Raw genomic sequence first — 14,208 nt, 5'->3', positions numbered from 1 at the left:
TGCGAAACCCATGCTGTTGGCATGTTTTCAAAACGTTATGTAATGGACAACTCGTCAATAAAGTTCGAGATATGTTTTGCCAGTTCGCTGACATGAGTTTTTATGAGCATGTGTGTTCCATTGAGTTCCCTGTACTGAGCTTTTGAAAAAGCCTTCTCCCAGTCGCGGGCTTTGCTGTGGATGGCCGGTTCCTCTTCATTCTTTCCGGTCACGATCAGGACAGGCGTCGCCAGTGTCTCTGCAAAGGGGTGATTGACCATGGCGCTGGTATCCACCCGGAGTGTCGCGAGGTATCGATCCCTTTCGCTTTCAATCATCTGGCTGAAGTCATACTTGTAGATTGATTTTGAATGGTGGAGCAATTCTTCGTCAGAGCTGCTGAGGAGAGAGTTCAAGCCTTCCAAGACGCCCGGAGGGGGGCTTGAAATGATGACAACACCGCTGGCCGGAGTACCGTGTGCTTCCAGCGTACGGGCTATTTCATAGGCTATGTGTCCCCCAAATGAGTATCCAACGAGAAAGAGAGGTGTTTCTTGAGCCCTTTCGGAGAGGTGTTTCGTGTACATGGCTGCAAGTGATTCAATCGAATCAAGCGGTTCTCCTTCCTTGCCATGTCCGGGCATGTTTGCGGCCAGGATCGTATAATCTGTGGGGAGCTCGGCAGCCAGTTCTCTATACATGGTCGGGTTGCCGCAGGCATATGGTAGGCAGAAGACTTGTGCCAGTGGGAACTGTCGGGAGGAGAGAGTCAGTATATCGGATTCTGCCTGTTTTTTTTCATGTTGTTTTTCTATGTGTTCTACGATGGAGGCGATTGTTTGGTACTGAAAGGCTTCGCGAAGGCCGAAATCAATGTACCCTTCTTTTTTCATGCGCATTATAAGCCGCATCGCCTTGAGCGAATCGCCGCCCACATCCCAGAAATTGTTGTTCAATCCAAGTCCGCTCATGCCGAGTACGTCTTCCCAGATGGCTGCGATCTGAAGTTCCAGGTCTGTTGTGGGGGTCTCTGAACCATCACTGAACTGCTCAGCGGTAATCGTGACTTCGGGAAGTCCTTTTATATCGAGTTTTCCGCTTGGGGTGCACGGCATCCTTTCGAGATGTTCGAAGTGGGATGGGATCATGTATTCCGGGAGGCCTTTTGCCAGGAAGGCGCGCAAGGAAGGGGTTTCTGCCTGACCATGTGGCCCGGTGTAGAATGCAACGAGCACAAGGCTCCCGGAAATATCCTCACGGGGGACTATGACCACTTCAGTTACGGATTCATGGGCACGCATGGCAGCTTCAATTTCTCCTGCTTCAATCCGGTAGCCGCGCAGGTTTATCTGATGATCATTGCGCCCGAGATACTGGAGGGTGCCGTCACTCAGCATACGCACCACATCACCGGTCCTGTATATTTTGGTGATCCCGTCATCAAACGGATTGGGCACGAAAGCGGTTTCATTCTTGTCAAGTTTTTGGTGGTAGCCATTGGTGACTCCCATTCCCCCGATGCACAATTCACCGGGAACACCGACCATGCATGGATTCATGTCGGCATCGAGAATGTGAACTTCCGTATTGTATACCGGTTTGCCGATAGGGACAGTGTGCAAATCTATCGTGTTTTCATCTGTCACCGGAATGGGAAAGAATGTGGAAGCCACAGTGGTCTCCGTGGGACCATATTCATTGATGAATCTGTGCTGCGGGTAGTGTGAGAGCCAGAGATTCAGGTCTTTGGTATTGATTATTTCACCCCCAAGCATCACGCGCATGGTTGGGTACAGGGGCATGGAGTCATTCGAGATATATTCTCGTGCATTGGCGATGAGAGAAAAGTGGGACGGAGTAACGTTCAGGAAGGTGATGTCCTTTTCTTGCAGGAAAAGCAGGAGGGTTTTCACATCTTTGGTGTCTTCTTCCGACAATATATGCAGTGTGGCACCGGCGAGGAATGCGGTCCAGTTGCTTGTGAGGGTCATGTCAAAAGCATAGGACGTCAATAAGGCCATGCGTTCTTCTTGCGAAATGCCGATCTCACGATGCACCCAGTGAAGAAAGTTGACAATATTTCGGTGAGTAACCATCACCCCTTTGGGATTGCCGGTGGAGCCGGATGTATACAACATGTAAGCGAGGTCATCCTGTGTACATATCGGGAGAGCAATATCCTGTTTTTCGGTGAAGACTTCGTGGGGAAGGATGGTCTTTTCGCGCAGAGAGGATGGGATATCCTGTGGTTCGACATCCTCATTCATGACAAGAATCAATTCAACCGTCTTGAGATGCTCTTGCAGTGCCCCGAGGAGATGTGATTGTGTCAGCAGGACACGGGCACCGGAATCAGCCAATACATACGCAATACGTTCTATGGGATAATCAATGTCTATAGGGACATAAGCTGCCCCAGCTCGCATGGCCCCCAGCTGAGCCATGGGAAGTGTCTGGTCTCTGCCCATATACAGGGCCGCGAAATCACCCTTGCCGATGGAATGCTGTGCAAGTGTCCTGGCCACATCGCCGGAAAGCGTGTTGAACTGCTGATAGCTGATGGTCTGTTCTTTTGATGTTATGGCAGTCTTGTCTGGATGTTTTTCCATGGTTTGTCCGATCAATTCATGGAGTGTTTTCTCCGGTATCTCGACTGCGGTTTGGTTGACGTTCTCAATAAGGGAACGGTACTGTTCGGGAATGATGTCCGCGCATGTGAACTGGCTTTCTTCATCTCGTGTTCTGGAACTGCTGATAACCTGTTGGAGGAGAGTTTCATATTGCTCCGAGATAATCTGGATGAATTGAATGTCAAAGCTGTCCCGGATATAGTTCCAGTTGAAATAATAGGTATCTTCCTGATCCATTCGAGCACGGTAGTCGTATATGACAAGATCGATGAAAGTGCCTGGAGCGCCGGTGCGGAATTCGGGAGTATCCAGCTTGAGGCTTTCCATCTTGCTCACTTCTCCGGCATACATTCCGATGGAGTTGCTGAAGATAATTGAACTCATGGAGGTCGCTCGGCGTCCCTCCCGTTCGAAAATGCGTCGGGAGAGTTCGATCGAGGATACCGGAACTTCCAGAAGCTTTCGGGTAAAGGCCTCAGCTTTTTTGGCGATATCCAGTATTGGCTCTTCAAACGATGTTTTCAGACGGACCGGAAATATGTCGATGAAACTGCCGACAGTCTTTCGGGCTCCGGCGAAGTATTGTTCACGGTTGAACACTGGCATGTTGATGATGAGATCATCCTGATGGCACCATATATTCATCAGTTTGAAGTAGGCAGCCAGCAGCATGGCATTGAGGGATATCTGGTGTTCCATTGCGATGGAATTGAGCTCGTTGATTATTTCCGGCTCTATCTCCTGGTAAAAAGTGTCGAATTCGACTTTTTTCAGCATGGCCGGGTTCCGGCGAAAAGGCAGGGTCGCCTTGTCCGGCAGGTCTTTGAAGACTTCCAGCTGGAATTTCATGGCTTGTTGGTATTCAGCGGTGCGTTGGCGCAGTCCCTCGATGCGGACATAGTCGCCAAAGGTCATTTGTGGCGGCTCCAGCTCCCATGGTTGCTCTCGGCGCATCCTGTCGTAAGTATTGAAGAGTTCCTCGAAAACCTGCATATAGCTGTAGCCGTCCACCAGCAGGTGGTCGATATTCATCATGAAGACATGCTTCTCCTCTTCGAATTTGGTGATTTCGCAGAAAAATAGGGGCCATTGGGTCACATCAAAGCGGTAGTCGTTATGTTCGAGACCACGCAAACGGATGTATTCAGCGCGGTCTTTCTCCGACAAGTGGGTTTGTTCAATGTAGCCTGTCTCAATTTCAGGCACTTCGGCGAGAACTCGCATACGAGGTTTGGCCTGTTCCTCGTCTATGACAGTTCTCAACACGGGGTGCCGGCTCACGACATAGTTGAGCGCCTTATTGAAGGTCGGTAGATCCAATTGGCCTGTCATATTGGCATTCAGATAAATGTAGCAACTGAGGCCGCTTGGTTCGTTGCGAACAAATCCTTTGTGGTGAAAGTAGAGAGTCTCCTGGAAATGCATCAACGGCAGGAATTCGTCTTCCTGCTCACCTGGAGCCGGAAAGACGAGGGGCCATAAATATTCGGCCATGCCCCGAAGTGTGGAGCACTGTAGGAATGCGTCAGTAAAGGGCACCTCCGCAAAGCAGTGTTTTATTTCTTCTACAATGGCGAGCATATCGGAAATGGACCCGATGCGTTTGATAAGGTTTTCCGTCACACCAACCGTGTCATTGGGGACACCGAGGTGATTGGCCACGATTTTCTGGACAATGGCTTCAAGCTCGTTTTGTGGCGGTTCGATGCTGAAGTCCCGAGTCTCGAAATAGGCTGTCTGTGCAGCAATGGTTGAGAACAGATAGCAGAAATTACTCTCTATCTTGACCCCATATGTGTCTTCCAGCCGAGCTTGAATTCGCATGGCACGGATGGAATCTCCCCCAAGTTTGAACAGGTTTTTGTGTTGATCGATTGTGTCACCATCAAGAGCCAGGACATCTGACCAGGCCTCCCGTACCACTGTCTCATGGTCCAGTGTTTCCGGATTGGCTGGAGCATCGAGCTTTGCCAGTGCCTCTTTGACAGCCAGCGCTTTTTCGGAAAAGGCATTGGCTCGAAATTGTTCAGAGAGGTATTTCCTCATTATTTTCCCGCTGGATGTGCGGGGGATTTCCGCCTGCTTCATGGGAATGAAATGGTCGATACTGAATCCTGCGAGGGTGCTGACATTCTCATTGATCCGCATAAGGGCGTGTGCAGTCTCTTCCAAATTTTCCTTTTTGTTTGCAGGAATATAGAACAGCACTGTTTCTTCGCGGGATGTTTTGTCATTGTATGCGGCGCAGGCAACAACAACGCGAAAGTTCTCTTCCAAACCAGTGAGGGCGATTTTTTCAATGTCCGCAGGGTAGTAATTTTGTCCTCGGACGATGATAAGTTCCTTTCCCCGGCCAACGATAAAAAGTTCTTTCTCTTTGTTCATAAAGCCGAGGTCCCCGGTTGCAAACCATTCGTCGTGAAAGGACTGTGCAGTGGCTTCCGGCGCATTATGATATTCGGTAATAACGTTCTCGCCGGATATCTGCACTTCCCCGATATGCTTTTCCGGGAGTTCTTTTCCTTCGCTATCCACTATACGAATATGGCAGAAACTGACTGCTGGCCCAACATTGGTGAATTGTGCAGCATTGGCATGTGTCTGTTCCACATATCGGGCGATGTTGCGTGAAGCCATTGCTTCTCTGTCAATGAAGCTTGATTGAATGGGAAGTCCGTTTGGATGGCATGTCGCAACCAGAGTGGTTTCGGTTAATCCGTATCCGGGCATGATTATATTGCGGGGAAATCCCATTGGACCGAGGGCTTCCTCAAGGTCGATGCATGATTGTGCTGAGATCATTTCCGCGCCGACAGTGAAGGTCTTGAGGCAGGAGAGATCAACCTCGGGAAGCCGTTTCTTGCGCAATTTGATGTATGAGAGCAGATGCTCCACCCCTGTATTGGTGGTGGAAGTCGCTGTTGCCTTGTGTTCGTGTATTTTCTGCATCCAGAGAAAAGGGCGTTGCGCAAATTGGAAGGGGCTCATTTTGACCTGCTTCATACCGGCGTGCAGAGGCATGAGGTGGCAGCCGAAGAGACCGAAATCGTGAAAATATGGCAGCCATGAGACCATCGTGTCTTCATCGGTTACCTGTTCGACATTCTGCAATGCGATGATGTTTGCCAAGAGGTTGCGGTGGGTAAGCTTGGCTCCTTTCGGCATTCCCATACTACCGGAAGAGAATTGGAGGACCGCGATATCATTTGGTGAGGGCGTATAGAAGTCGGCCATAGTAATGTCAGCGAGTTCGGCTTCGTTGAGAAGCGTCTCTGATGCAAGCAGTTCCCCTTTTCGTTTTGCAAGCTCTGCCTCCAGCACCCTGAAAGCGCCGATATTGCTGCTCTCTGCAATAACAGGAGCATCAAGTATTCCTTGGATGTTCACTATCTTTTGAATTTCCATGGAGTCTGCGTTGGGGGTGCGGATATGCGAAACAGGGGCTGGTATAATTCCCCCATAAAGGCACCCCCAGAAAATATTCAGGAAACTTTTTGAATCATCTACGGCGATGATGAGGTGGTCTCCGGGTTTGAAGCCTTTTTTATACAAAACATGTGCAGTGGCTTTTCCTTCAAAGAGGAGCTGAGGGTAACTTTGGAAATCCTCGGTAGAACCGCTTGGATTGACATATGTTATGCCCTTGTCTGGAAACCGAATAGCGGTTTCTTCGAGTACTGTGGTCAAGGTATTCACTAATTGATGACTAGAGACCGGGTTCGTCGTGTACATTGTATCCCTCTGTTATAGCTTGTTTACATGAATCGATTCTCAACAGGCCATAGATTGATAATTGATTTTGATTTTCATTATCAATCTAGCCGAGTCGAAGAGTGATTATGAAACGCTATGCGTAAAGTGGATAGGAAACTATAAAACAAGATTCTTTTATTTATATTTGAGAACGTAGGGCGTGAAAAGAATCGAGAGAGAAGAGTGGATATGCTATCATTGTTTGCAACTTTTTAAGGTGATTGATTGTTTTATTTGTATTTGGTCTATGGAGATGAAAAGTGGAGCGAGTCTGGAATTTGGAAAGGAGAAGGGACGGTCAGTTCTTCATTGCTGAAAGTGAGATTCATCTCTGGCAGTTGGACGACATTGAAGCTGGTTGGAGCAGTCAAAGCATGCTTGACGGATTGAGCCTAGATGAACAGGAAAAGGCTGACCTTTTCGGGTGTCCTCTCTCACGAAATCGATATATTCAATGTCGTCTGTGGCTAAGGGGGGTGCTGGCGGGGTATCTTGGGTGTGAAAGAAGTGAGGTTCCTTTGGTCTATTCGGATGGGGGGAAGCCCTTTCTGTCGGAGAGCAAGCTCGATTTTACCCTTTCCCATTCCGGGAATCGGGCATTGCTTGGCGTCAGCTTGGAGCATGAACTCGGCGTGGATATCGAAAAGATTGCTCCTGTCCCCGAGGCTGCATTGATAAGTGGCAGATGGTTCTCAGCCGAAGAGCATTTGAGCATAAGCTTGGCCAATGATGCAGATATGGCCTTTCTGCAATGCTGGGTCCGGCATGAGGCTGTTCATAAGGCAATAGGGCAAGGACTTGCACTGCCTATGGACAGTATAAAGATTCCGTGTGTGCAAAATGAAATGGGAACTGTCTTTCATGGAGGCAGAAAAATTCAAGTGCAAAACGTCCAAGTGAAAGGTCCTTATGTTGCTGCAATTGCTTGGTTTCATAAAGATTCACAAAAATGATATAAGTTTGGTGTTGACATAGAACGATCGCTCGTTCTATCTATCGTGCTGTCAAACATGAATCGTACCGAAAAAGTGGAAAGGGGGCGGATTGCAGTCAATAAAAATGCACCGGGATGAAGACCGGGCAAGAGCACGGAAAATGCAACTTCTTGAAGCCGCAGAAGAATGTTTTGCGACATACGGGTTTTGCGGTGCCGGAATGTCATTGCTTTCGAAGACCGCGAAAATGAGTATCGGAAATATCTACGGGTATTTTGAAAACAAGGATGCGATTGTCTGCGCGCTAGTGGAAGCACAGGTACAGGCCCTTCAGGAGGGGTTGCAGACGCTCTTTGAAGAAACTGATGATGTTGTGGAAATACTTCAGACTCAAACGCGTGTGCAGTGTCAACTGAAAGCAGGTGACAAGAAGATTGCCATAATGTTCGAGATTATGGCTGAGATGAGCAGGAATCCTGAGGTGGCAAAAGCCATGCGTTTGCACGATGCTTCAGTCAAGGCACAGCTCATGACCATAGCTGCCGAGTATCGCCCTCATTGGTCAGCGGAGACATTAGATGCTCGTATTGAAATGCTTATGCTTGCCGTCTCCGGGATACCGCTCCGGCTCGTGATGAATCCAGATCTGAACATCGCGGGTCTGGTTGAAGAGATCTGTACGCAGATTGAATCCTTGTTTGCGGAATAAAGATTCAATCGTCTGCGGTGAGTCCAAGTTGACGACGTGAGTCGGATGCGGGGCTGCCGTATACCTATTCGGTGGTGTTGATTGCTACGCAGGTAGCTGAGTTCTGGCTTGCGTAGCAATTTTTGTATGGCTCTATTGAGAATGGATTTCATTTTCATTCAATAGAGAGGTGGGTTTTCGCCTTGGAGTTGTCGTCAATCGTCTTTCACTGTCGAGAGTTGAGAAAGGAGTTATCATGGGGTTTTTTGTCAAGGAGAGAGTGGTGTCTTATTGCCTCGCAACGGTGCTGTTGCTTGGCTTACCGGGGGCGGGCTTTGCAGCTGATCCGGTTTCCGACACCGAGGTGGTAGAAGCTGCGTCAAAGGATGAGGAAGACGCGCAGAACAGGAAAAATGTAACATTACCAGATGTTGTGGTGACTTCTCAGAAGCTCGAACAACGTTTGGTCGAGGTCCCGGTGAGTATCAGCTACTTCGATGGCCAGCAGATCGAAGATGCCCAGCTTGAAGATGTGGATGAGTTGTCTCGGTATACGGCAGGGGTGTTTGCCCGCAGTATTGGCGGAGCGGATGCTCATACCATTATCAACATTCGCGGCTTGGTGTCGGGAGGATCTGACTTTTTCAGTCGCCCGGTAGGCCTTTTTCGTGATGGTGTGAGTATCAACGGTGGATATGAACCAATGTTCTTCGATATGGAAGACGTAGAAGTTTTACGTGGCCCACAGGGGACTTTGTACGGACCCAATACCCTTGCTGGTGCTATGGTCATGCGTTCCAAAAAACCGGTATTCGAAAAGGAAGTTGATTTTTCAGCGGCTTATGAATCCTATAATACGAAGCGATTGAGCGGCATGGTGAATGCGCCTTTGTCGGAGACTGCGGCTGTCCGTATTGCCGGTGGGTATGAGCATTCAGATGGGTTTTTCAAGAATGATACCCGTGACGAGGATGGTGCCGGGTCTGAGAGCTTCAGCCTGCGCGGGCAGCTCGCACTTCAACCCTCCGATGACTTTTCCGTTAATTTGAATTTGAACGGGTATCGGAGACATGGTGACTACAGCATCTATAATACTGCTCAGAATTTTGCTGATGACCCGTGGCATACTGATCAGGATGATCTGGGTGGAGTGGAGTCGGAAGCATTCGGACAGGTTCTTACGATGGAAAATGATGGTGACAGCATTGGGCTGACATCGGTGACCGGGCATCGGGATTATTCCTATGAAGAGAACAGTGATGTGGATTTTACGTCGAACGATTATCTGGGCAGTCGTTTTCGATTGAACAACAGTCAGTTCTCCCAGGAGTTACGACTGCATACCTTGGATAAGGATGCTCGTTTGCAATGGGTCTCCGGCGTGTATGGTTCGTATGAGAAGCAGCGTACCCGCGATGTGTACTCCATTACCAATAGTTACCTGGTCACTGTAAACCCCGCTTTTTCCGGTCTTGGTGATGTTATCCGCAACCAGGATACAACGGTCAAGGTCTATAACGGAGCGGTCTTTGGTCAGGCCACGTATGGACTGACCGACAAAATCTATGTCACTGGCGGTCTCCGCTACGATCAAGTCTATAAGGATATGGAAGGGGACGCCTTGAATGAAGGGAACGCCGCAGTCCTGAGTGCGTTTGGACTTGATGCTACGTACAATGCGGAAGGGAAAAAAGCGTTCTCTGCAATTCTGCCCAAAGGTGTTGTTGAGTATCGTTTTACTCCGGACATCAATGTCTATGCCTCTGTTACACGAGGGTATAAACCCGGCGGGTTCATGACCGCGAATGTGCCCTTGGCAGAAGAGAACTTCGATTCCGAGTATTCATGGAGTTATGAAATTGGCTCCAAAACCAGTCTTCTCGATCATCGTCTCGATCTGAGTTGTGCTCTGTTTTATATTCTTATGAAGGATCAGCAGCTCATCAAGCTGATTCCCGCTGGTTCAGTCGTGGACAATGCCGGTGAATCTCATAGTCAGGGTCTTGAAGTCGAAGCAAAATACCGCGTGACCGACGGGTGGGACGTGTTCAGTGCATTGACGCTTATGGAAGCGGAGGTCGATGATGCGGGCGATAGCTCCGCAACCTACAGTGGCGCTGAGACTCCTTATTCTCCTGATGTCAAATTCAACCTCGGCGTACAGCATACGGTCCAGAGTGGCGTGCTTGAAGGGCTGTTCATACGAGCAGAAAATACCTACGTCGATTCCTACTATATCGATTTGGATAATACGACACTGCAAGATCCCGTGAATATGGTGAGTGCCAAAGTCGGGTATGAAAAAGAAAACTATAGCGTCTATTTGTATGGGAAAAACCTGTTGAATGAAGAGGTCATGTCCACTGCTTTCGACAACTCTTCGATGATGGCTGGGCAGACAAGCGTCGGACCGATGCTCGCTCCTCGTTCCTTGGGCATTATGGCTCAGGTTTCCTTCTAAACAAAAGGCTTTCGGAGTTCATTGGTGCTCCGAAGGCCTTTTTTATCCTGCACTTTTTGCAGATAAAGGTTTGGCTAACACTATGGAAGAGCGTCAAAGTTATTTGGGACAATTGAGAGATCTGATCCGTGGGCTTGGTTTTTCAGACGCCAATAAGCGAAGGCTCATTATTGCCTGTGTCGCCTCAGGGATTGCGGCTCTGCTGGGGCTGACCCCCAGTCTTGTCATTGCGTTTATCGTCGATGGATTCTCTACCGGAACCATGGCTTTTTCTGACAGTGCCACGCAATATACCATGGGTGGGATTGTGCTTTGCGCCTTGCTGTCACGGTTGCTGCTGCGGACTGTCGCCGGAGGACTTGCCCATACTGTTGCCTATGAAACCTTATATGAAATCAGAACAGGCCTTGCAGACCACTTGGCGACTCTTCCCCTCGGTTTTTTTTCCAGTTCCACCACCGGTGAGTTGAAAAAGATGCTCGTTGATGACGTGGAGGAATTTGAAGGGTTCATTGCTCATCATCTTGAGGATCTTTCTGCCGCATTGGTCATGCCCTTTCTTGTTCTGGCTGCACTTGTATGGGTAGACTATCGAATGGCACTTGCGACTGTGGTTGTCGTTCCGCTGGCCATCATGATCATGTCCATTGCCTCAAAGGATTATATGCAGGAAACCGCTCGCTATCATAGCGCGCAGGAAAACCTGAATAGTCGAATTATTGAGTTTGTACGTAATATCCACGAGATCAAGGCGTTTTCCCATACTGTCTCCGGGCTGAACAATTTCATGGATGCCGTGAGGGAGTATCAGGACGTTGTGGAAACCTGGGCAAAGCGTTGGGCGCTTCCCCGAGCCGGTTTCATTATTGCTATTGAAAATCCCATATTATTCACACTGCCACTTGGGTTGTGGCTTTATGGAAGAGGCTCTCTCTCGGCAGGAAGTTTGACCCTTTGTGTCCTTCTCTCCATGCAGTTCAGCCCTCCCATTTTTAAGGTGTTGCAACAAAATGACGCTTTGCTCCGTGTTTTTGAGGGCTATCGACGTATGAAGCAGGTGTGGGATACCGCCCCTCTGCCGGTTCCTGAGAGAGGTGAAGGCCATACCGCGAAACTCATTGCAGCGACAGGTGAAGGAAATGACCCGCAAGCACAGGAATTGACTGGTCATGCTTTTGGTAGTTCAACCGAAACCGGTTCGAAACTCAATGCCGGTGGAGATATGGTTTTTTCCAACGTGTCATTTGCTTACGGCACGGATGGAAATGTTCTTCATGACGTGAGTTTTACTGTCCCCCATGGAACGGTGACAGCGCTTGTTGGATTTTCCGGTTCGGGAAAAAGTACTTTGCTCCGTCTCGTCCCGCGTTTCTGGGATGTTTCCTCCGGCTCTATTCAAATTGGTGAGAAAGACATCCGCAGTATGTCAGAACCTGAGCTCATGGGGCAGATAGGCTTCATGTTCCAGGAAAACATATTATTTAATGAAAGCCTTCGTGAGAACATTCGTATGGGCAAGCTGGATGCCGAGGACTCTCAAGTCGAGCAACTCGCCCGGCAGGCGTGTTGCCATGACTTCATCGCCGCACAACCTCAGGGGTATGACAGCGTCGCTGGAGAACTTGGCGCGAATTTGTCTGGTGGTGAACGACAGAGGATTGCCCTGGCAAGGACGTTGCTCAAGGATGCTCCGATTCTCCTGCTTGATGAAGCGACCTCTGCTGTTGATGCTTTTACTGAAGCTGAAATGAATAAAGCGCTCTCCGGTAGCCTGCATGGTCGGACTGCCATTGTTGTGGCTCATCGTCTTGAAACCATTGCGGGAGTTGATCAGATTGTCGTGCTTGACAAGGGGCATGTCATCGATGTCGGAAGGCATGCTGATTTGTTGCATCGATGCGGTATGTACAGGGATTTATGGCAATTATCGCAGCACAATTCCGAATGGAAGCCCGCGCAGGAGGTGGCATAATGGTTCAATTAGTCAAAATGCTCGCAGGTCCGTTTTTGAAGAGGATGATGATCGGGACAGGGCTTCGCGCTGTGGATGGTTTTCTTTCGCTTTTACCGGTTGTTGTCTTGTACCATGCACTCTTGTCAGTACTTTTCCCTGAGACTGCGGCCGGCTGGGGTGCGTTGGCTTGCGGTGTGAGTCTTTTGGGTATCGTGTTGGTGCGTTTCGGCGTTCATTCTGCATCCATCAGTGTGGGGCACATGACCGGGTTCAAGATTCTGGAACGGTTACGCCTGCACTATGCGGATCGTCTGCGCCAGCTTCCGGTGTCATGGTATTCCCGCAGGGATTTGGGTGAAATCAGTGGAGCTTTGTTGCATGATTTATCCAGCGTCGAGCCGGTTTTTGTGGAAAAGATAGCGGCGACAGCCAGTGTGCTTGCACAGGTTGTCGGTGGTGTCTGCTGCATTGCTCTTGTGGATTGGCGGCTTGCTTTGCTCGCAGCAAGCGGCCTTGTGCCCGGTGTTTTGCTCATGCGTTGGATCAATGGGCGTTTGGCGGCAAGAATGCCGGAACGCATTGCAGCAACCAGTGATCTCGTTTCCAGAACAGTGGAATTTTGCCATGGTATCAGTGTTATCAAATTATTCAGCCTCAAGGGAAAACGGGCGGCTTTATACACTGATGCCGCAATCAGGCATCGTGATGTCAACTTGGGGCTCGTGAAGTACGTCGGGACAGCGGCTATCCTGTATTTTACATGTCTCGAACTTGGTTATGCCGGGCTTGTGGGATTCGGATTTCCCCTGAACGCGGGGACTGCGGCTGGGAATTTATATTTTGCACATTTTGTTTTTGCGGCTGTCATGTGCATACGAGTGTACGGACCTACTCATGAACTCGTGGATCTGTTGGGGTTTATGCAGCAAATGGCGGCTGCGGCTCGACGGCTGAAAGAAGTGGACGACGCGCCGTTGCTCCCCCGACCTGTCAAGACTGGCTCCATGCCCGCGGAGAGTTCCGTTTCCTTTACAAATGTATCCTTTGCCTATGAATCTGATACTGCTTTGTCAGATGTGAGTTTTGTTGTCCCAGCCAAATCCATGACCGCCATCGTGGGCATGTCCGGCGCTGGTAAATCGACCATCGCCAGCCTGCTGTGCCGTTTCTGGGATGTTGATTCCGGTTCGATTCTCATTGGCGGGGTTGATATTCGAAATATGACAGAAAAAGACATGTGGAATCAGATCAGTGTGGTTTTCCAGCGCGTGTCACTTTTTGATGACAGCATCAGAGAGAATATTCGGTTTGCCAGACCTTCTGCATCAGATGAAGAAGTGTCTGCTGCTGCCCGGGCCGCCCGATGCAGTGAATTCATCGATATGATGCCGAAGGGCTACGATACTTTGGTGGGGGAAAATGGGTGTAATCTCTCCGGTGGTCAGCGGCAGCGTCTGTCTATTGCCCGTGCAATTCTCAAAGATTCTCCGATCATTGTGCTGGACGAGGCGACAGCTTCGGTTGATCTCGACAACGAGCGGATGATTCAGGAGGCAATTCAGAATCTGGTGTCAGGCAAGACTCTGCTGTTGATTGCACATCGTCTGGCAACGGTTGTTGCTGCGGATCAGATTCTTGTGGTCGAAGGTGGCAGCATACTCGAACGAGGCTCACACGATACATTGGTTGCCGCAGATGGCAGATATGCCCGCATGTGGGAGCAACAGACAGCGGCCCGTTCTATTGTTAGTGGGCACGAAGAGGCTCCGCAAGCGGCAACAGCCTAGTTGATGTGTTGTTATAACACT

General features: G+C 49.5%; 6 protein-coding genes. 5 read left to right on the top strand and 1 reads right to left on the bottom strand.

Annotation, left to right across the window (positions count from 1 at the left end; all coding sequences use genetic code 11):
- Positions 1-35: 35 nt before the first annotated feature.
- Positions 36-6,341 (bottom strand): non-ribosomal peptide synthetase, encoded by a 6,306-nt coding sequence (locus BN4_RS06230; RefSeq protein ID WP_015414530.1) that lies wholly within the window; start codon positions 6,339-6,341, stop codon positions 36-38.
- A gap of 281 nt (positions 6,342-6,622) precedes the next feature.
- Between BN4_RS06230 and BN4_RS17080 the strand changes: the two genes are divergently transcribed.
- The 5 genes from BN4_RS17080 to BN4_RS06205 all read left to right on the top strand — a co-directional run bounded on the left by BN4_RS17080 (position 6,623) and on the right by BN4_RS06205 (position 14,187).
- Positions 6,623-7,315 carry a 4'-phosphopantetheinyl transferase family protein gene (locus BN4_RS17080; RefSeq protein WP_015414529.1) on the top strand — a complete coding sequence of 231 codons (693 nt, stop codon included), beginning with the start codon at positions 6,623-6,625 and terminating at the stop codon, positions 7,313-7,315.
- Positions 7,316-7,457: 142 nt separating this feature from the next.
- The gene (locus tag BN4_RS06220) at positions 7,458-8,006 is read left to right on the top strand and encodes a TetR/AcrR family transcriptional regulator (RefSeq protein ID WP_015414528.1); all 549 of its coding nucleotides are present in this window, start codon (positions 7,458-7,460) and stop codon (positions 8,004-8,006) included.
- A gap of 262 nt (positions 8,007-8,268) precedes the next feature.
- Positions 8,269-10,446, top strand: a complete 2,178-nt coding sequence (locus BN4_RS06215) for a TonB-dependent receptor (protein WP_162138611.1) — start codon at positions 8,269-8,271, stop codon at positions 10,444-10,446.
- Between the two features lie 70 nt (positions 10,447-10,516).
- On the top strand, positions 10,517-12,418 hold the full coding sequence (locus BN4_RS17075) for an ABC transporter ATP-binding protein (RefSeq protein WP_157871279.1): 1,902 nt from the start codon (positions 10,517-10,519) through the stop codon (positions 12,416-12,418).
- Complete coding sequence (locus BN4_RS06205; RefSeq protein WP_051053233.1) at positions 12,418-14,187, top strand: ABC transporter ATP-binding protein; 1,770 nt, start codon at positions 12,418-12,420, stop codon at positions 14,185-14,187. The genes BN4_RS17075 and BN4_RS06205 overlap by 1 nt, the downstream gene beginning before the upstream one ends.
- Positions 14,188-14,208: the final 21 nt, after the last annotated feature.

The sequence above is a fragment of the Pseudodesulfovibrio piezophilus C1TLV30 genome (genome assembly GCF_000341895.1).
Lineage (GTDB): Bacteria > Desulfobacterota > Desulfovibrionia > Desulfovibrionales > Desulfovibrionaceae > Pseudodesulfovibrio > Pseudodesulfovibrio piezophilus.
The sequence above is the reverse complement of the archived record's forward strand: the minus strand, read 5'-3'. Positions and strand labels throughout refer to the sequence as shown.